This is a genomic window from Microbacterium sp. T2.11-28 (assembly GCF_950097975.1).
GTDB lineage: Bacteria > Actinomycetota > Actinomycetes > Actinomycetales > Microbacteriaceae > Microbacterium.
The window spans coordinates 39,038-57,975 of record NZ_CATNHF010000028.1 but is presented as its reverse complement, the minus strand read 5'-3'; the positions used below and the strand labels follow the sequence as shown (position 1 = coordinate 57,975).

Annotated in this window: 17 protein-coding genes and 1 pseudogene; 4 read left to right on the top strand and 14 right to left on the bottom strand. The window is 71.2% G+C overall.

The genetic code is table 11. The features are described 5' to 3' along the window. Window positions 1-70: 70 nt before the first annotated feature. Window positions 71-1,267: a N(5)-(carboxyethyl)ornithine synthase gene (locus tag QQZ13_RS11395; RefSeq protein WP_284529280.1), complete on the bottom strand. Its 1,197-nt coding sequence runs from the start codon at window positions 1,265-1,267 to the stop codon at window positions 71-73. A 134-nt stretch (window positions 1,268-1,401) separates the two neighbouring features. Between QQZ13_RS11395 and QQZ13_RS11390 the strand changes: the two are divergent. Then, window positions 1,402-2,426 (top strand): annotated as a pseudogene (locus QQZ13_RS11390) (isopenicillin N synthase family dioxygenase). Window positions 2,427-2,601: 175 nt separating this feature from the next. On the opposite strand, the gene rpsO reads toward QQZ13_RS11390, so the two are convergent. Further along, window positions 2,602-2,871: a 30S ribosomal protein S15 gene (gene rpsO, locus QQZ13_RS11385; RefSeq protein ID WP_284529279.1), complete on the bottom strand. Its 270-nt coding sequence runs from the start codon at window positions 2,869-2,871 to the stop codon at window positions 2,602-2,604. Window positions 2,872-3,039: 168 nt separating this feature from the next. Here rpsO and QQZ13_RS11380 point away from each other — a divergent pair, with 168 nt between their 5' ends. Next, a complete protein-coding gene (locus tag QQZ13_RS11380) occupies window positions 3,040-4,350 on the top strand; it encodes an MFS transporter (RefSeq protein WP_284529278.1) in 1,311 nt (436 codons plus the stop codon). Between the two features lie 21 nt (window positions 4,351-4,371). On the opposite strand, the gene QQZ13_RS11375 is transcribed toward QQZ13_RS11380, so the two are convergent. The 4 genes from QQZ13_RS11375 to QQZ13_RS11360 form a co-directional block, all read right to left on the bottom strand. Beyond that, complete coding sequence (locus QQZ13_RS11375; RefSeq protein ID WP_284529277.1) at window positions 4,372-5,931, bottom strand: D-alanyl-D-alanine carboxypeptidase family protein; 1,560 nt, start codon at window positions 5,929-5,931, stop codon at window positions 4,372-4,374. A 117-nt stretch (window positions 5,932-6,048) separates the two neighbouring features. Continuing rightward, on the bottom strand, window positions 6,049-6,618 hold the full coding sequence (locus tag QQZ13_RS11370) for a YceI family protein (RefSeq protein ID WP_284529276.1): 570 nt from the start codon (window positions 6,616-6,618) through the stop codon (window positions 6,049-6,051). A gap of 164 nt (window positions 6,619-6,782) precedes the next feature. Continuing rightward, window positions 6,783-7,151, bottom strand: a complete 369-nt coding sequence (locus QQZ13_RS11365) for an FKBP-type peptidyl-prolyl cis-trans isomerase (protein ID WP_284529274.1) — start codon at window positions 7,149-7,151, stop codon at window positions 6,783-6,785. 157 nt (window positions 7,152-7,308) lie between these two features. Then, window positions 7,309-8,490 carry a PrsW family intramembrane metalloprotease gene (locus tag QQZ13_RS11360; protein ID WP_284529273.1) on the bottom strand — a complete coding sequence of 394 codons (1,182 nt, stop codon included), beginning with the start codon at window positions 8,488-8,490 and terminating at the stop codon, window positions 7,309-7,311. A 59-nt stretch (window positions 8,491-8,549) separates the two neighbouring features. On the opposite strand from QQZ13_RS11360, the gene QQZ13_RS11355 reads away from it, so the two are divergent. After that, entirely contained in the window at window positions 8,550-9,416 is an 867-nt protein-coding gene (locus QQZ13_RS11355) for a fumarylacetoacetate hydrolase family protein (protein ID WP_284529272.1), read from the top strand. 53 nt (window positions 9,417-9,469) lie between these two features. Here the strand turns inward: QQZ13_RS11355 and QQZ13_RS11350 are convergent, their stop codons facing one another. From QQZ13_RS11350 to QQZ13_RS11315, 8 genes are all read right to left on the bottom strand, one after another. After that, the gene (locus tag QQZ13_RS11350) at window positions 9,470-9,916 is read right to left on the bottom strand and encodes a DUF4190 domain-containing protein (RefSeq protein WP_284529271.1); all 447 of its coding nucleotides are present in this window, start codon (window positions 9,914-9,916) and stop codon (window positions 9,470-9,472) included. 83 nt (window positions 9,917-9,999) lie between these two features. After that, the gene (locus QQZ13_RS11345) at window positions 10,000-11,457 is read right to left on the bottom strand and encodes an aspartate ammonia-lyase (protein ID WP_284529270.1); all 1,458 of its coding nucleotides are present in this window, start codon (window positions 11,455-11,457) and stop codon (window positions 10,000-10,002) included. 130 nt (window positions 11,458-11,587) lie between these two features. Beyond that, window positions 11,588-12,565 (bottom strand): aldo/keto reductase, encoded by a 978-nt coding sequence (locus QQZ13_RS11340; protein ID WP_284529269.1) that lies wholly within the window; start codon window positions 12,563-12,565, stop codon window positions 11,588-11,590. After that, window positions 12,562-12,945: a MerR family transcriptional regulator gene (locus QQZ13_RS11335; RefSeq protein WP_284529268.1), complete on the bottom strand. Its 384-nt coding sequence runs from the start codon at window positions 12,943-12,945 to the stop codon at window positions 12,562-12,564. The genes QQZ13_RS11340 and QQZ13_RS11335 overlap by 4 nt, the downstream gene beginning before the upstream one ends. Before the next feature lie 94 nt (window positions 12,946-13,039). Further along, window positions 13,040-13,867: an SDR family NAD(P)-dependent oxidoreductase gene (locus tag QQZ13_RS11330; protein WP_284529267.1), complete on the bottom strand. Its 828-nt coding sequence runs from the start codon at window positions 13,865-13,867 to the stop codon at window positions 13,040-13,042. Window positions 13,868-13,907: 40 nt separating this feature from the next. Beyond that, a complete protein-coding gene (locus QQZ13_RS11325) occupies window positions 13,908-14,837 on the bottom strand; it encodes a phosphodiesterase (RefSeq protein WP_284529265.1) in 930 nt (309 codons plus the stop codon). An 85-nt stretch (window positions 14,838-14,922) separates the two neighbouring features. Beyond that, entirely contained in the window at window positions 14,923-15,255 is a 333-nt protein-coding gene (locus tag QQZ13_RS11320) for a peptidase (RefSeq protein WP_284529264.1), read from the bottom strand. Then, window positions 15,252-16,604 (bottom strand): inorganic phosphate transporter, encoded by a 1,353-nt coding sequence (locus QQZ13_RS11315; protein WP_284529263.1) that lies wholly within the window; start codon window positions 16,602-16,604, stop codon window positions 15,252-15,254. Before QQZ13_RS11315 ends, QQZ13_RS11320 begins: the two co-directional genes overlap by 4 nt. Before the next feature lie 172 nt (window positions 16,605-16,776). On the opposite strand from QQZ13_RS11315, the gene QQZ13_RS11310 reads away from it, so the two are divergent. After that, window positions 16,777-18,879 (top strand): S9 family peptidase, encoded by a 2,103-nt coding sequence (locus QQZ13_RS11310; RefSeq protein WP_284529262.1) that lies wholly within the window; start codon window positions 16,777-16,779, stop codon window positions 18,877-18,879. The last annotated feature ends 59 nt before the right edge of the window (window positions 18,880-18,938 follow it).

Here is an 18,938-nt window from a genome sequence, read left to right as displayed (position 1 = left end):
TGTCTCGCTCACGGTCTCTTCCGCTTCCTGGATGCTCGTGGCATCCGATACATGCAAGTGAATGTATCTCCTACAACACGGTGGGGTCCAGAGTATTCCCGGCGGAATCGCCGATGTGGGTCGTCACCGCGTGCGGCGGCTCGGTCGCCCGTCGCTGGAACTCCAGGATGGCCGGATTGAGGACCACGCCGTCTCGGATCTCGACCGCTCGCGCGATCGTCTCGCTCTGCGCCCACAAGGACGGTCCGGCCATCACTGTCGGCACGAACCGCAGCAGCGCGTCGCTGATCTCCCAGCTCGCCGAGTTCCACAGGTAGGACGGACTGTGGTCCACCGCGTAGTAGTTCACCCCGCCGCCCACGGTGAACATCGGATCGGCGAAGCTCGTCATCCGCGCCCACTCGAACGCCATGCCCTCGTCGCAGGAGACGTCGACGATCAGGCTTCCGGGCCGGAACGCGGCCAGGTCGCTCTCCCGGAGGTAAAGCAGCGGACGGTTCGGGTCCTGGAGCGTGCAGTTCACGACGATGTCGCTCTCGGCCAGGAACGGCGCCAGCGGGACGCGTCCCTCGTCCGTGAGGACCTCGCTCGAGTACGGACCCTCGTCGTGGTCGAACTGGATCATGTGCGCCGCGTGGATCGGCGCGGCGACCGACGCGGTGCGGCGATTCGTGAGCACCCGCACCTCCTGCACGCCCTGCGCACGCAACGCGGTGACGGCACCGCGCGCGGTGGCACCGAAGCCGATGACGACGGCGGTGAGGCGGCGGCCGTAATCGGCGGTCGAGCCGCACAGCTGCAGGGCATGCAGCACGGAGCAGTACCCGGCGAGCTCGTTGTTCTTGTGGAAGACATGCAGCCCGAACGCCCCGTCGGAGCCCCAGTGCTGCATCGCCTCGAAGGCGATCACGGTCAGCCGTTCGTCGATCGCGAGCTGGGTGAGCTCCGGGTCCTGCACGAGGTGCGGCCACCCCCACAGCACCTGCCCCTCGCGGAGCTCCCGCACGTCCGCCGCCTGGGGCTTCGGGAGCAGCACGACATCGGCCTCCGCGATGACCGCGTCCCGGGGAGCGATCCTCCCGACGAGGGGACGCAGCTCATCGTCGGAGACACCGAAACGCCTCCCGTAGCCGGCCTCGAGGAGAAGCCGCGGCCGCAGCTCCTCGGGGATCCGGTCCAGGTGCGCCGGGTGGAGCGGCACGCGCCGCTCGTCGGGCTTTCGCGACGTGCCGACGACCCCGAGAGTCAGTCCGGTGGTCTGGGTCATGATCGTCCTCATCCCGTCAGCGGATCGGACAGACCCGAGGGTGCTGACGCTACACCCCGCCTCGCCGTCCGCCGTGCCGGTAACGAACGGCAACACGCGCACCCCGGGCCGCGCCGGGTGCCTATCCTCGCCTCATGCCGGATCTGAACCTGCCCGTCCTCGACCTCTCGCTGCTCGATCAGGGCCCGGACGCCGCCGCCCGCTTCCGGCGGAGCTGCGCCGAGCGACCCACGAGGTCGGCTTCTTCTACCTCACGGGGACCGGCGTGACCCCCGCACTGGAGCAGCGGCTGCATCGGGCGGCGCGCGACTTCTTCGCTTTGCCCGAGGCCGACAAGCTCGCGATCGAGAACGTGCGGAGCCCGCATTTCCGGGGCTACACCCGCATCGGCGGCGAGCGCACGCAGGGGCGGGTGGACTGGCGCGAGCAGATCGACATCGGCCCCGAGCGCGAGGCCGTCGCCGACCCGGACGCCCCCGACTTCGCACGTCTCATCGGACCGAACCTGTGGCCTGCGGCGCAGCCGGAGCTGCAAGAGGTCGCCGCCGAGTGGCAGGCGCATCTCACCGAGGTCGCCCGCACCCTCCTGCGCGCCTGGGCGCTCGCGCTCGGCGCCGACGAGGACTACTTCGACCGGCACTTCGGCGAGCCCTCGACCCTGCTGAAGATCGTCCGCTACCCGGGGACCGACGCGCCCGAGCCCCAGCAGGGCGTCGGCGCGCACAAGGACTCGGGCGTCCTCACCCTGCTGTGGGTCGAGCCCGGCGCGCGCGGGCTCCAGGTCGAGCGCGACGGCGCCTGGGTCGACGCTCCCCCGGTGCCCGGCGCCTTCGTGGTCAACATCGGCGAGATGCTCGAGTACGCGACCGGCGGCTACCTCATCGCCACGAACCACCGCGTGGTCTCGCCGCGCTTTCCCGAGGACCGCATCTCGGTGCCGTTCTTCTTCAACCCGGCGCTCGGCAGCCGGCTCCCGGTGATCGAACTGCCCGCCGAACTGGCGGCAAAGGCACGAGGCGTGACACAGGACCCGGCGAATCCGATCCACGCGCTGTACGGCGAGAACGCGCTCAAGTCGCGCCTGCGCGCGCACCCCGACGTCGCCGCGATCCACCACGCCGATCTGGTCGCAGCCCGAGCATCCTCGGCGGGCGCTTAGCCGCGACATCCACTCGCCGCACGGGCGGATGTCGCACTTTCTGCCGCTACCGGCGCGCCCAACCGGCACAAAGTGGGACACGGCCGCACGCCGTCCGGGAATGACGAAGGCCGCCCCACACCCGGGGCGGCCTTCTCAAGAATGTTCTGCGCGATTGAACGCTGGCAGCGATGCCTTAGCGGCGGAGTCCGAGACGCTCGATCAGCGCGCGGTAGCGCGAGATGTCGATGTCCTGGAGGTAGCCGAGCAGACGACGGCGCTGACCGACGAGCAGGAACAGCCCACGACGCGAGTGGTGGTCGTGCTTGTGCTCCTTGAGGTGCTCGGTGAGGTCCTTGATGCGCTGCGTCAGCATCGCGACCTGCACCTCGGGGGATCCGGTGTCACCGGGGTGCGTCGCGTACTCTTCGATGATCGCCTTCTTGACGTCTGCATCCAGTGCCATAGGTGATCCCCTCTCTCTTCGTTGCGCGGCGCCCGACGCCTGATGCGTGGGCTCTCTTTATCCGCGGCCGATCGAACGGCAACCTGACGAGTCTACCAGCGATTAGGCTCGACGAGTGCCCCGCTCCGCCCCGCCCGCCTCCGCCCGCCGAGGCGCCGGGGGCCGGCGATGAGGGCGCGTCTCAGCCGGGACTCCTTCCTCGATCTGCGGCCGTTCCGCCACAGTCCGGCGTTCACCCGGATGTGGATCGGCTCGACGCTCGCGGGCCTCGGCGGGCAGCTGACGATCGTGGCCGTCATGCTGCACATGTTCGACCTCACCGGCTCGACCTTCGCCGTGGCCATGATCGCCGTCGCCGGGCTGCTGCCGATGGTGATCGCGGGCCTGTACGGCGGGATGCTCGCCGATGCGTTCGACCGCCGACGGGTGGCGCTCGTCGCGGCATCCGTCACGTTCGTCTCCACCCTGCTGCTGGCCGTGCTCGCGTGGGGACAGTTCGAGACCGTCTGGTGGCTCTACGCGCTCAGCATCGTCAACTCGGCGGCGAACTCGATCGTCATGGCCGCGCGGCAGTCCATCGTGCCGCGCCTGCTCCCCCGCGAGCTGCTGCCGGCGGCCTCCGCGCTCGGCGGGATCACGATGGGGATCATGGTCATGGGCGGGCCGGCCCTGGCCGGGGTGCTCGTCGCCTTCACGGGCTACGCGTGGACCTACTCGATCGACGTCGTCCTCATGCTCGCCAACTTCCTCGGCCTGCTCACCCTGCCCGCCATCCTCCCCGAGGGCGTGGTCGTGCGTCCGGGATGGGCGTCGTTGCGCGACGGATGGCAGTTCCTGCGTCGCGCGTCGAACATCCGCCTCCAGTTCCTGCTCGACATCATCGCGATGACGTTCGGCCAGCCGATCGCGCTGTTCCCCGCGATCGGGGCGCTGCTGCTGGGCGGCGGGGCGATCACGACGGGGCTGCTCACCGCCTCCATCGCCGCGGGCGCCTTCCTCTCGAGCGTGTTCTCGGGGCCGGTCGGACGCGTGCGCCGGCAGGGCCTGGGCATCGAGCGCGCCATCATCGCCTACGGGGCGGCCATCGCTCTGTTCGGCGTGGCGCTCGGCCTGGGCGCGCTCGGGGCGTTCGCTCCCCCCGTCGTCGACGAGGCGCACGCGAACGTGACCGTGATCGCGCTGGCCATGCTCGCACTGGCGGCAGCGGGAGCCGCGGACAACATCAGCTCGATCTTCCGCAACACGATGGTGCAGGCGGCCGTGCCCGACGCCGTCCGCGGGCGGCTCCAGGGCATCTTCATCGTCGTCGTCGCCGGTGGGCCGAGGCTCGGCTCGCTGTACGCGGGGACCCTGGCGACCCTCTCGGCGCTGTGGTTCCCCCCGCTGCTCGGCGGCGTGGTCATCATCGTGCTCGTGGCGATCCTCGTGCGCCTGAGTCCCCGCTTCCGCGCCTACGACGCGCTCGAGCCCACCCCCTGACGCGGCCGCTCGGACGGCGGGTCAGTACTTCGAGGGGACGCCGAGGTACTCGTCGAGCGTGAGTCCTGAGGACTTCAGGTGCGTGGCCACCGAGACGCCGACGTGCCGCAGGTGCCACGGCTCGTACGCGTAGCCGGTGACCGACGTCTTGCCCTTCGGGTAGCGGACGATGAAGCCGTAGCGGTGCGCGTTCTTGGCGACCCATCGGCCCGCGCGGGTGTCGCCCCACGACTGCGAGATCGAGTTGACGTCGATCGCGAGACCCGTCTGGTGCTCGCTGTGCCCCGGTCGGGCGGAGCGCTTCTCCGCCGTCGCGAATCCGTACTGACGGATCTTCGCCGCGTACACCGACTTCTGCGAGGCGTAGGAGCGGAAGCCCGAGATGATCCGCAGCGACACCCCGTCGCGCGCGGCCGCCGCGCGCATTTTGGCGAACGCGCGCGTGAGCTCGGGGCGCAGCCCGTTGCCGTAGCTGGAGGGAAGCGGCAGCGACTTGTTCACGATGAGGATGTCGCGGATGCGCATCGGCTTGCCCGGCGAGTGCGTGGAGACGGCGGGAGCGCCCGCGGCTCGCCACTGGGCCGCCGTGACCGGGGTCAGGTAGCCCTGCGAGCGGTGGTAGATGGTGCGGCCGATCGACAGCCGGATGAACGAGTCGCCGGGGATGCGGGTGCGGATCTCCGGCCGCGGCTTGCCGATCGACGCATACTGCGCCGAGGTCAGCCGCACGATCTGGTCGACCGAGCGGTCGCCCTTCCTGTGCGGCCACGTGATCAGAGCGTGGACGGGGCTGTAGGAGGTCTTGACGTACACGGTCGGCGCAATGGCGACGCGCGGCTTGCCGGCGGCGGCGTACGCGACCGTCGAGACGGCCCGTTTTGCACCCGCGGTGCTGATGAAGTAGATGTTCTGCGACCACCGCGCGCGGTAGTAGCCGCCGTACACGACGGTCAGCGGCGGACGGCTCGCCGCGGCGTACTGCGCCGCGGTGAGCTTATGACGGTCTCCGTCGGGCGTGCGGACGTAGCGATCGACCGCGCTCGAGGCGTAGCGCCAGTAGCGGGAGGTCGGGACGTGGGCGACGGTCGCGACCCGAGGCTCCCCCGCCGCGGCGAACTGCGCGCGGGTGAGCGTGCGCACCCGGTCGACCGCGGTGTCGCCGCTGCGCTGCGGGAAGGTGATGAGGGCGTACCGGGACGCCGACCAGGAGGTCTTGACGTAGCGGATCGGAGCCGGCCGCTTCGCCACGCCCTTCGCCTTCCACGCGCTCAGCGTGAGCTCCTTCACGACCCCGTCGGTCCAGGACTCGTAGACGGTTGAGGTCCAGGGGACGCTGAAGTAGCCGTAGACGGTGGGCGACGGCGTGGGAGTGGGCGACGGAGTGGGAGTGGGCGACGGCGTCGGCGTGGGAGTCGGCGTGACGGTCGGGCTCGGGCTGACGGTCGGCTCGGCGGTCGCGCTCGCGGTCGGCTCCGGCGACGGACCCTCGTCCTCCGCGGAGGCGGTCACGGGAGCGGCGGCGAGCGCGACGATCACCGCCGTGGTGACGGCGAGCAGGCGCACACGGGCGAGCAGCGACATGGGATCAGGCCTTCGGGTACCCGGGATGTGGCGCCAGACTACACGTCCACCCGCCCCCCCACATGCGGACGGGGTGGATGCCGATGCGGCATCCACCCCGTCTGAGGCCCTGTGGACTCAGGCCTGCAGCGAACCCTGGAGGTCGAGCGTGATGGTGACGTCCTTGCCGACGAGCACCCCGCCGGTCTCGAGGGCGGCGTTCCAGGTGAGGCCGAAGTCCTCGCGGTCGATGACGGTCTTCGCCGTCGCGCCGGCCTTGTAGTTGCCCCACGGGTCGGTGCCGAAGCCGCCGAACTCGAGCTCGAAGGTGGCGGGCTTGGTGACGCCGCGGATCGTCAGGTCGCCGTCGACGAGGAAGTCCCCGCCCTCGTAGCGGACACCGGTGGAGACGAAGTCGAGCGTCGGGTAGGTCTCGGTGTCGAAGAAGTCGGCCGAGCGGAGGTGGTTGTCGCGGCCCTCGTCCTTCGTGTCGATGGAGGCGACGTCCACGGAGGCCTCGACGCGGGCCTCCAGCGGGTTCTCCGGCGCGATGATCGTGGCGCTCTTCAGGCCGAACGTCCCGCGCACCTTCGAGATCATCATGTGGCGCACGCTGAAGGAGACTTCGCTGTGCGAGGGGTCGAGCACCCAGGTGCCCGCCTTGTAGCCGGGGATCTCGAGCGTGGTGGTGGTGGTGGTGTCGGTCATGTCATTCCTTCGCAGAGGTGGAAACGGTCTGGCACGGTGAAACGCCGCGCGCCAGGATCTATTCCCGCGAATAAAAAAACGTCCCGCGACCGACGTGCGATCGCGGGACGAACGAGTGGGGGCGGCCGCCGTGCGGCGCGCCGCCCCCACTCGGATCGAACGACTCAGCCGACGGCGAGCAGGTCGATGATGAAGATCAGGGTCTTGCCGCCGAGGAAGTGGCCGCCGGCGGGGCCGTAGGCCAGGTGCGGCGGGATGACCAGCTCTCGGCGGCCGCCCACCTTCATGCCCGGGATGCCGTCCTGCCATCCCTGGATGAGACCGCGGAGCGGGAACTGGATGCTCTCGCCACGGCCCCAGGAGGAGTCGAACTCCTCCCCGGAGTCGTACTCGACCCCGGCGTAGTGCACGGTGACGGTGTCGCCCGGCTGGGCCTCGGCGCCGTCGCCCACGATGAGGTCGCGGATGACGAGGTCGGAGGGGGCGGGGCCGTCGGGGGCGTCGAACTCGGGCTTGGTGCGCTCATCAGTCATGCCTCCATCCAAGCACGCCGCGCCCATCGGGTCACCCGGTGCGGCCCGGCGGCGACCACCCTTGACAGCGGATCGAGCCCGTGGGGACAATGGGGCAGATCAACTCAGCGCTCGGTCGACACGCAGGCATCGCCGCGGCACCGGGCGCTGAGTCTTGCTACCGGGGGGCGGCGTCCCGGCTCAGCAGCGCCGAGCGCGCACCGATCGTCCGGGTCAGGAAGACCCGCTCGTCGTGCGCGGCGGCGGCGTCCCTCCCGCTCAGCGCGCGCTGGCGCGCCGCCGCGAGCGCGGTCGCCTCGTGGATGAAGTCCGCCATCAGGGGCCGTCGGTCGCCGGGGAGCGTGCGCGCCCACGCCATCGCGTGCCGACGTCCGCGCGCCGTCGCGAGCATCTCCACCTCGGCCCCGCTGAACCACCCGGCGGCGGCGTACTCCCCCAGACGGTCGCGGGTCAGCCGAGCCTCTTCACGCCGCAGCATCAGCACGCCGCCCACGAAGGCCAGGAAGAGCGGGACCTGGAGCGTGGCGTACAGCGCGAAGAAGTCCGCGAACATCGCGGACCCGTTCCACACCGCGTGGAGCACGGCCGCCCCCAGCATCCCGAGCAGCCAGGGTCCGAGCGCGCCCGAGGTCGACGCCCCGCTCCGCGCCGCCCGGCCGAGGGCGTAGCCGGTGACGGCCGTGAACATCACGTGCGCGAACGGCGACAGCACGCCCCGCAGCACGAAGGTGAAGGTGACCTCGGTGACGCCGCCCTCGATGAGGCTCGTGGCGAAGTAGAGGATGTTCTCGGTGAACGCGAACCCGGCGCCCACGAGGGCGCCGTACACGACGCCGTCGACCGGGCCGTCGAACGCGCGCCGGCCGAAGACGAAGAGGAGAAGCACGCCCAGCCCCTTGGCGACCTCCTCCACCACGGGCGCCTGGACGACGGCCGAGAACGCGTCGCCGAGGGCGGGGTCGACGACGACCATCGCCGGGGACAGCGCGAGGTCGACCAGCAGCGCCAGGCCCACCGCCCCGACCGCTCCCCACGCCACGGCCGCGATCACCAGGCCGCGCGGTTCGGGCTCCCACCGGTCGATGAGCCGCACCGCCAGCAGCACCCCGGCCAGCGGGATGACGGCGAGGACCATGCCGATCGCCGAGGCGGCCACCCCCAGGAAGGTGACGAGGTAGGCGGCCAGCCCGAACGCCATGACGGTCAGGAGCGCGAACAGCCAGATCGGCGCCGCTCTGCCGGCGCGCACCGGAACGGGGAGGGACGGCGATGCGGTCGCGTGCGGCACCGCCGCCGGTGATCCGTGAGGGGGCTGAGCGAATGCCGAGGGGAAGGCCATGACGCTCAGCCTAGGGTCGGCTCCCCCGTGCGCGCCGATGCGCCGGGTAGCCTGGGGGGATGCGCTTCGCCCACGTGACCTCGGCCGCGTCCGTCGATCCGCGGCTCGCCGTCGTCCGCGGAGACGAGGCGCTTCCGGTCGCCCCGCTGTTCGCCGGCGCCCCGGACGACCTGCAGAGCCTCATCGAGGGCGGCGACGTCCTGCTGAGCCGGGTGCGCGAGGCGGTCGCGTCGGCCACCGGCTGGCAGCCGGTCGCGGACCTCGGCTTCGCCACGGCGGTCAGCCGGCCGCCCGTGGTGCTCGCGGTCGGGCTGAACTACGCGGCGCACTCGAGCGAGCTGGGGTTGAAGGCCGACAAGGCGCCCACGGTGTTCGTGCTGTGGCCGGGATCCCTGACCGGTCACGACGCCACGACGACGTGGCCGCGCTCGCTCAGCGAGTCCGTCGACTACGAGGCGGAGCTCGGAGTGATCATCGGGACCGCCGCGAAGGACGTCGCCGAGGCGGACGCGCTCTCCCACGTCTGGGGCTACACGGTGGTCAACGACATCACCGCGCGGGACATCCAGTTCTCGGAGGCGCAGTGGTCGCGCTGCAAGTCCTTCGACGGGTTCACCCCCACCGGACCTGTCGTCGTCACCGCCGATGAGATCGCCGATCCGCAGGACCTCCACATCTGGGCCGTCGTGGACGGGCAGACGGTGCAGGACGCGACCACGGGTCAGATGATCCGGTCCGTCGCCACCCTCGTGTCGCACCTGTCGCAGTCGGCGACGCTCCTGCCCGGCACGCTCATCTCCACGGGCAGCCCCGGCGGTGCCGGGTACTCGCGCGATCCGCAGATCTTCCTCCGCGACCGCTCGACCGTGACCGTCGGGATCGACGGGATCGGCGCACTCACGACCCACTGCCGCATCCTCGGCTGAAATGCGGCAACGGGCGGCGCCGTGCGGCACCGCCCGTTGCTGAGGCCGAGGTGTCAGCGCGACTGCTCGAGCACCTCTTCGCACGAGAGCGTCACACCGTTGACCTCGACGGTGCCGGCACCCCCGTTGTCGATGCACGCCTGGATCTGGGTCGCCAGGTCGCCTCCGACGTTGACCCAGAAGCTGATCACGACGATCGCGATGATCGTGCCGACGACCAGCAGGACGGAGCTGATGATGATGGCGGCGAGGGCGAAGCCGTTCTTCTGCCCGGCCTTGCGGCTCTGCACCAGCGCGACGATGCCCAGCACGAGCGCGATCAGCTGCAGGAAGAAGGACAGCACGAACGCGACGATGCCCATCGTGCGACCCGGGATCGGCGTTCCCGGCGCCGGCGCCTGACCGTATCCCGCGTTGTAGGCGGGCGCCGCCGGCGGCGCGGCCGGGTAGGCGGGGGTCTCGTAGGCCGGCGGCTGCGGCGGGTTCTGCGGGTCGGTCATGGGGCTCTCTCCTCACGTCGCCGGACGTCCCGGCATGGCGACGCTATCGGCATCCGACGGCCCGGCGCAAAGGACCGCGCCGATCAGCCCTCGACGAGGTTCTCGGCGGGCTGGACCACCGGGATCGCCTGCGTGATCGCCTCGAGACCGGACAGGCGGGCCGGCGACAGCTGCTTGTCCACTTCTTCGCGCGTCATGAGGCCCGCCTCGACGACGAGGTCGCCGACGTTGCGGTGGGTGAGCAGTGCGGTCTTGGCCAGCGCCGCCGAGGCCGCGTAGCCGATGAAGGGCGTGAGCGCCGTCACGACGCCGACCGACGCGCCGACCATGGCGCCCAGCCGCTCGCGGTTGGCGGTGATGCCGTCGACGCAGTTCACGCGCAGGGTGCGCATTCCGCGGCGCATCCACGTGATGGACTGGAAGATCGAGTGCGCGATGACCGGCTCGAACGCGTTCAGCTGCAGCTGGCCGCCCTCGACGGCCATCGTGACGGTGAGGTCCGCGCCCGCCACGGCGAACGCGACCTGGTTGACGACCTCCGGGATCACCGGGTTGACCTTGCCCGGCATGATGCTCGATCCTGCCTGACGCGCCGGCAGGTTGATCTCGCCCAGCCCCGCCTGCGGTCCCGACGACAGCAGCCTCAGGTCGTTGCAGATCTTGGAGAGCTTGATCGCGTTGCGCTTGAGCGAGGAGGAGAACGACATGAACGACCCGGTGTCGCTCGTCGCCTCGACCAGGTCGTCGGCCGTGGCCAGATCGAGCGCGGTGATCTCGCGGAGGTGCCGCAGCACCGCGGCCGCGTAGTCCGGGTGCGTGGTGATGCCGGTGCCGATGGCCGTCGCGCCCATGTTGATCTCGTAGAGCAGGTAGGCGTTCTCGGTGAGGCGCTGGTGGTCGTAGCCGAGGGTCGTGGCGAAGCCGTGGAACTCCTGGCCGAGCGTCATGGGCACGGCGTCCTGCAGCTGCGTACGGCCGATCTTGAGGATGTCGTGGAACTCCACCGCCTTGGCCAGGAAGGACTGCCGCAGGAGATCCAGCTCCTCCAGCAGCGACTTGAGGTCCAGGCTCAGTCCGATCTTCACCGCCGTGGGGTACACGTCGTTGGTCGACTGGCTGCGGTTGGTGTGGTCGATCGGCGACAGGTAGGCGTAGTCGCCCTTCTCGCGGCCGGCGAGTTCGAGCGCGATGTTGGTGATGACCTCGTTCGCGTTCATGTTCGTGGAGGTCCCGGCGCCGCCCTGGATCACCCCCACGACGAACTGGTCGTGGAACTCGCCGTCGATGACGCGCTGGGAGGCGCGATCGATGAGGTCGGCGCGCTCGGCGTCGAGGACGCCGATCTCGAGGTTCGCCCGCGCAGAGGCCTGCTTGACCATCGCCAGCGCCTTCACGAGATCCGCGTACACCGAGATCGGCCGTCGCGAGATCGGGAAGTTCTCCAGCGCCCGGGCGGTGTGGATGCCCCAGTACGCGTCGGCGGGGATCTCGAGGGATCCGAGGGAGTCGGTTTCGGTGCGCGTCGTTGCGTCCAGAGCCATGTGTGGGAGTCCTTGTGGGTCTCGAGGGGGGTGGCGGATCAGCTTCGAGCCTAGTCGCGCAGCGCCGGGGCGACGATGTACTCCGTGTACATCGTCGCCCCGGCGTTGTACGAGACGGCGCGTGGCGCCGTCAGCGGCCGAGCGGCGTCATGTCCGCGTACCGGTCCCCCACGGGCGCCGCGAGGGCGTCGAGGCGCGCGCGCTGCTCCGCGGTGAGCACCACCGCATCGGCCGCCACGTTCTCCTCGAGGCGCTCGACCCGGCGCGTGCCCGGGATCGGCGCGATGTCGTCGCCCTGGGCGAGCAGCCAGGCGAGCGCCACCTGCGCGGGAGTGGCACCCGCGTCCGCCGCGACGGCCTCCACCGCCTCCACGATGCGGAGGTTCTGCTGGAGCGCACCGTCGACGAACCGCGGGTTCGAGCGGCGGAAGTCGCCCTCGGCGAGCTGATCGGTCGATCGGATCGCCCCGGTGAGGAAGCCGCGGCCGAGCGGCGAGTACGGCACGAAGCCGATGCCCAGCTCGCGCAGCGCCGGCAGGAGCTCGGCCTCCGGGTCCCGCGTCCACAGCGAGTACTCCGTCTGCACGGCGGTCACCGGGTGCACCGCGTGCGCGCGGCGGATCGTGGACACGGCCGCTTCCGACAGCCCGTATCCGAGGATCTTGCCCTCCTTCACGAGCTCCGCCAGGGCGCCGACGGTCTCCTCGATCGGCGTGTCCGGGTCCATGCGGTGCTGGTAGTACAGGTCGATGCGGTCGGTGTTCAGCCGCCGCAGCGATCCCTCCACCGAGAGACGCACGTTCTCCGGCGACCCGTCGAGGCCGGGGGCGTCGCCGGCGGTGTGGCGGATCGTCCCGAACTTGGTCGCGATGACGGCGTCGTCGCGACGGCCGGCGAGCGCCCGGCCCAGCAGCTCCTCGTTGACGTACGGCCCGTAGATCTCGGCCGTGTCGAGGAAGTTCACGCCGAGCTCGAGCGCGCGGTGGATCGTCCGGATCCCCCCTTCGTCGTCCTCGCGGGCACCCGCGTAGAACGCGCTGATGCCCATGAGTCCGAGTCCGAGGCGGCCGATCTGCGGTCCACGGGAACCGAGGCGGATGGTCTTCATGCGGTCTTCTCCTTCTGCCGGTAGACGGCGATCTTGTAGTCGATGGCGGCGAGGCTCGCCGTGATCTCCTCCAGCTGGGCGAGGACGCCGCGGCGATGACGCAGCAGCAGCTCCAGCCGAGCGTCGACGGTGTCCTCGCCCGCGCGCACGAGCTCGGTGTACGCCCGGATCGTGGCGATGGGCATCCCCGTCGATCTCAGGCGGGTGAGGAACTGCACCCAGCCGATGTCCGCGTCGCTGTATCGGCGGTGCGTCGACGAGGCGCGGTCGACGGGCGTCAGCATGAGACCGGCCCGCTCGTAGTACCGCAGCGTGTGGGTCGTCAGGCCGGTCGCCGCGGCGGCGTCCGAGATCGAGAGTCCGTCGTGGAGGAGGGTCATGTCCTCACGGTAGAACTTAGAGTGCGCTCTCAGTCAACCCGGGTCTCTCCGGAGCGCCGCGCGCCGCGAGCGACCGACCGGAACCGGATGCCCGTTACGGCTCGACGCCCACCATGGCGGCGCTGCGCTCCCACAGACGGGCCGCGAGCTGCGGATCCGCGGCGAGGCGGTGCGTCCGCGAGATGCGGTTCTCGGCGTAGTACGCGCCCGGTCGCCAGTCGGCGCCGGGGCGACCCAGGGCGAGCCAGGTGAGCCGTGATCCCCCGACCTCCACGGGGGTGAGCAGGCGCCGGGTGAGCGGATTGGTGTACATCCAGCGCCACGGACCGCGCGCGGCCGACGCGAAGCCGCTGGCGATGGCCCCGGGGTGGAAGGCGACGGCGGAGAGCCCGCTCGGGCCCAGGCGGCGCTGCAGCTCCGCGGTGAAGAGGATGTTCGCGAGCTTCGCGTTGCCGTACGCCGTCGACGAGGAGAACCGGCGCTCGGCGTCGAGGTCGTCGATGTCGAAACGGGAGAAGCGCCGCGCCGCGACGCTGGAGGTCTGGATCACCGACGCGCCGCTGTCGAGGAGACGGTCCCGCAGCAGCAGCGTGAGGAGGAACCCCGCCAGGTGGTTCACCTGGAAGGTGAGCTCGTGCCCGTCGACCGTGCTCCGCCGCCGGTCGATGATCCCGCCGGCGTTGTTGGCGAGGACGTCGATGCGCGAGTACCGCGCGCGCAGATCTGCGGCGAGCGCCCGCACCTCGTCGAGGACCGCGAAGTCGGCGACGAACCGGTCGACGCCGAGCTCGTCGGCGATGCGCGCGGTCTTGTCGGGATCGCGCCCGACGACCACGACCTGCTGACCCGCCGCGTGCAGCTGACGCGCGGCCGCGGCGCCGATGCCGTCGCTGGCGCCGGTGATGACGATCGTGCGGCTCACCGGCCGGCACCCGCCGCGGCGGGGGCCCCGCCCGCGGGCCTCATACGGTCGGCTTCCGCGAGAAGGCCTCGAGCCGCTCCTCCGGTGTCAGCCGCGCCATCGCCGCGACCCACTCCGGCGAGAAGTACTCGCTCGTCTCCGCCTCGACCACCGGCACCACGGTATGGGTGATCGCGTCGTCGTAGACGTGCACGAGGTGGAAGGACTGCCCGGCATCCATGCCGTTGACCGATGCCGGCGGCCGCTGGAGGTTCATCGTGTAGCAGGTGGCGGCGGCGACGCTCACCGGGATGCCGGCGAAGGTCCCGCTCGTCGAGTAGTGCAGGTGCCCCGCGAGGATCGCGCGCACGTCGGAGCCGGCGAGCACCTCGGCCAGCTCGGCCTGATGGCGCAGCTCGAGGATGTCGAAGAAGGGGATGTGACTCGGAAGCGGCGGGTGGTGCAGGGCGACGACGGTGCCCAGCGGCGCGGGCTCGGCGAGCACCTTCGAGAGCCAGGCGAGCTGATCCGCATCGAGGTCGCCGTGATGCCAGCCGGGCACGCTGGAGTCCAGGGCGATCAGCCGCAGTCCGCCGAGATCCCACACCCCGGTGACCGGCTCCTGGGTGGATGCGCCGTCCAGCAGCCCGGCCCGCAGCGCCGGGCGCTCGTCGTGGTTCCCGGCGACCCAGATCACCGGCGCCCCGAGCGCGCCCGCGAACGGCTCCACCGTCGCGCGCAGCGATCGGTAGGCGTCGGGCTCGCCGAGGTCGGTGAGGTCGCCCGTGACGACGATGGCGTCGGGGCGGACGCCGGTGCGCGTGACCGCCGCCATCGTCGCCTCGAGGTTCGCGGCGGTGTCGTAGCGGCCCCCCAGCGGCCGGTTCGCGGCCAGCAGGTGGGTGTCGCTCAGGTGCACGATCGTGCGTCGCGCGGGAGGATGCACACCGAACTGGGGGTGCGCACCGGGCAGGGTGGGGGCGCTGTCCATGTCGGTCAGCCTACGCGGGGCCCAGGACGCGCGATCGCGCCCGGGGCAGGTCGCCGCAGGCCGGGTGCGGGACTCGGTGCAGCACTCAGTGCAGGACGATCAGGAGGAGGCCGGCGAGCACCGCCAGGCCCGACACGGCGAACGAGCCGTACGCGGCGACGAGCGCGACCGACTTCTGCCCCTCGGTGAGCGGGCTCTTGCGCGCGGCCTTCGCTGCCGCCTTCGCGGCGCGGTTCGCCTCCTTCTCGGAGATGATCGTGATCGCGTCGGTGAACTCCGCCGGCGCGACGACCGGGGCGCGACCGGCGCGGACGAGCAGCCGCAGTCCCAGCGCGTAGAACCCGACGACGAGGGCGGCGCCGGCCAGGGCCGCGGCGAACACCTCGAGGAAGGCGAACCAGTCGATCGTGACGCTCACTTCTTGTCGCCCTTCGTGCTCGCCTTGCCCGCCGTGGCTGCGCGCTCGGCCGCTTTGCGGTCCTCTGCGGCGCGCTTGGCGTCGGCCTTGGCCTTCGCCTTGCGGGCCGCCTTCTCACGGGCCTCCTGCTCCGCCTTCTGCCGCGCCTGCTCGCGGAGGATCGCCCGCTGACGGCGGGTGGGCGGCGGATTGCGCTTGACCTTCACGGCATGACCCGAGTCGGCGACCTCGCTCATCGCGTTGCCGGCGTGGACGGCATCGCGACGCGACCGCCAGAAGATGGCCAGCACGATGGCGACCGCGACCACGGCGCCCACGAGGACGCCCCACACCGGACCGAGCCACACGACGACGAGCGCGGCGGCGGCGCCGACGGCACCCGCCGCCGGCAGCGTCAGCAGCCAGCCGACGGCGATGCGCCCGACCGTGCGCCAGCGGACCGTCGAGCCGCGACGGCCCAGGCCGGAGCCGATGACGGAGCCCGACGCGACCTGGGTCGTCGACAGGGCGAAGCCGAAGAAGCTGGAGGCGAGGATGGTGGCCGCCGTCGAGGACTCCGCCGAGAAGCCCTGCGCGGGCTTGACGTCGGTGAGGCCCTTGCCGAGCGTGCGGATGATCCGCCAGCCACCCATGTAGGTGCCCAGGGCGATGGTGAACGCGCAGGCGAAGATGACCCAGAACTGCGGGTCGGCGTGCTCGCGGTCCTGCATGCCGGCGGTGATGAGCGCGAGGGTGATGACACCCATCGTCTTCTGGGCGTCGTTGGTGCCGTGGGCGAGGGCGACCAGGGAGGACGTGAAGATCTGCCCCCACCGGAAGCCGTCGCGGCCGTCGGGCTTGTTGTCGTAGCGCCGCGTCGCGGCGTAGGCGATCTTGGTGACCGCGAAGGCGATCACCCCGGCGGTGAACGGGGCGATGACCGCCGGGAGCACGACCTTGCTGAGGACGACGCCGAAGTCGATCGCCGCGGCGCTCGCTCCCACGAGCGTCGCACCGATGAGCCCGCCGAAGAGGGCGTGCGACGAGCTCGAGGGCAGACCCAGGAGCCAGGTCAGCATGTTCCAGGTGATGGCGCCGATGAGACCCGCGAAGATGATCGGCAGGAAGGTGCCCGGATCGATGCCGGACTCGTTGATCATGCCGTGCGAGATCGTCTTGGACACCTCGGTCGACAGGAACGCGCCCACCAGGTTCAGGACGGCGGCCAGGAGCACGGCCACCTTGGGCTTGAGCGCACCGGTGGCGATGGGCGTGGCCATCGCGTTCGCGGTGTCGTGGAACCCGTTGGTGAAGTCGAAGAACAGTGCCAGTGCGATCACCAGCACCACGATGAAGACTGCGGCTTCCACAGTTCGCTTTCCGTAGAGGGGTGTGGGGATGCCGACGGGCGTCGGCGGTGCGAACGAAGAGTTCACCGTGGGTTCATGTTCCGGCAACCGGACGAGGGAAATCCTCGCACATCCGAGGGCGATCGCAGAACCCGGGGGCGCCGTGCTCGAACGGTCCGTTAGCGTGGGGATGGTGAGCACGTCGCAGCCTCCCGTCGCCCCTGCCCGCCCCCGCACCCGCAGCCATCACGGCGACGAGTTCGCCGACGCCTACGACTGGCTGCGCGCGAAGGACGACGCGGAGGTGATCGCGCACCTGGAGGCCGAGAACGCCTACACCGACGAGCGCACCGCTCACCTGGAGGGACTGCGGACGCGCCTGTTCGAGGAGATCAAGGGACGCACGCTCGAGACGGACCTCTCGGTCCCGTCACGGCGGGGTCAGTGGTGGTACTACGGACGCACCGTCGAGGGCAAGCAGTACGGCATCCACTGCCGCGCCCCGCTCGCCTCGCCTGACGACTGGACGCCGCCCGAGCTGTCGGCCGACACGGCGGTCCCCGGCGAGGAGGTGCTGCTCGACGGGAACGTCGAGGCGGACGGTCACGAGTTCTTCTCGCTCGGCAGCCTGGAGGTCTCCACCGACGGCACGCGCCTGCTGTACGGCGTCGACGTGGAGGGCGACGAGCGGTACACGCTGCGCATCCGCGACCTCGTCCGCGGCGTCGACCTCGCCGACGTCGTCGAGAACACCTCCGCGGGCGCCACCTTCTCCCCCGACGGACGCCACATCGTCTACACCACGGTCGACGACGCGTGGCGACCCGACACCGTCTGGCTGCACGAGGTGGGCACCGACGCCTCCTCCGACGTGCGGCTGTTCCACGAGCCCGACGAGCGCTACTGGGTCGGCGCCGGGTTCACGCGCAGCGATGCCTACCTCGTGATCGAGGTCGGCTCCTCCATCACCTCGGAGGAGTTCCTCGTTCCCGCCGACGACCTGCGCGCCGAGCCGCGCGTCGTCTGGCCGCGCACCGAGGGCGTCGAGTACTCGACCACCCACGCCGTCGTCGGCGGCGAGGACGTGCTGTACGTGCTGCACAACCGCGACGCCCTGGACTTCGAGCTCGTGCGCGTCGCGGCCTCCGACCCGCAGGGCGAGCGGACCCCCGTGCTCCCGCACGTCCCCGGCCGGCGTCTGCTGGACGTGTCCGCGTTCCGCGACTGGGGGGTCGTGGCCTACCGCCGCGAGGGCCTCCCCCGGCTCGGCGTGCTCGACTACGAGAGCAGCGCGGTGTCGGAGATCGACTTCGACGAGCCGCTCTACTCCGTGGGCACGGCCGGCAACCCCGAATGGGCGCCGCCCGTGCTGCGCCTGGGCTACGGCTCGTTCACCACCCCGGGCACCGTCTACGACTACGTCGTCGCCACCGGGGAGCTCCTGCTGCGCAAGCGGCAGCCGGTGCTCGGCGGCTACGACGCGGCCGACTACGGCCAGCAGCGGGTGTGGGCCACGGCGGACGACGGCACCCGCGTGCCGGTCTCCCTCGTCTGGAAGCGCTCCTTCGGCGACCCCGGCGCAGCGCCGCGGCCGGTGCACCTCTACGGATACGGCTCGTACGAGCACTCGATCGAGCCCGGGTTCTCGGTGGCCCGGCTGTCGATGCTCGATCGCGGCGTCGTCTTCGCCGTCGCCCACGTGCGCGGCGGCGGCGAGCTCGGCCGGCAGTGGTACGAGGACGGCAAGCTGCAGCACAAGCGCAACACCTTCACCGACTTCGTCGCCTGCGCGCGCCACCTCGTGGACGAGGGCTGGACGACACCCGACCTGCTCGTCGCCGAGGGAGGGTCTGCCGGCGGCCTGCTGATGGGCGCCGTCGCCAACCTGGCACCGGAGCTGTTCGCCGGCATCCTCGCCGACGTGCCGTTCGTCGATGCCCTGACGACGATCCTCGACCCCTCGCTCCCGCTGACGGTGATCGAGTGGGACGAGTGGGGCGATCCCCTCCACGACGCCGACGTCTACGCGTACATGAAGTCGTACTCGCCGTACGAGAACGTGCGGGAGGGCGTGCGGTATCCCCGCATCCTCGCCACGACCTCGCTCAACGACACCCGCGTGCTGTACGTCGAGCCCGCCAAGTGGGTGGCGCGGCTGCGCGAGGTCGGCGCCGATGCGCTGCTGCGCTGCGAGATGGTCGCCGGGCACGGCGGCGTGAGCGGCCGCTACAACGCCTGGCACCAGCGGGCGTTCGAGCTCGCCTGGCTCCTCGACGTCCTCGGCCTCGCCGACTGACGCCCCCCGCCGGCTGCGGCCGCGCCGGCCGCGCCCCGCGCCGGCCGCGCCCCGCGCCG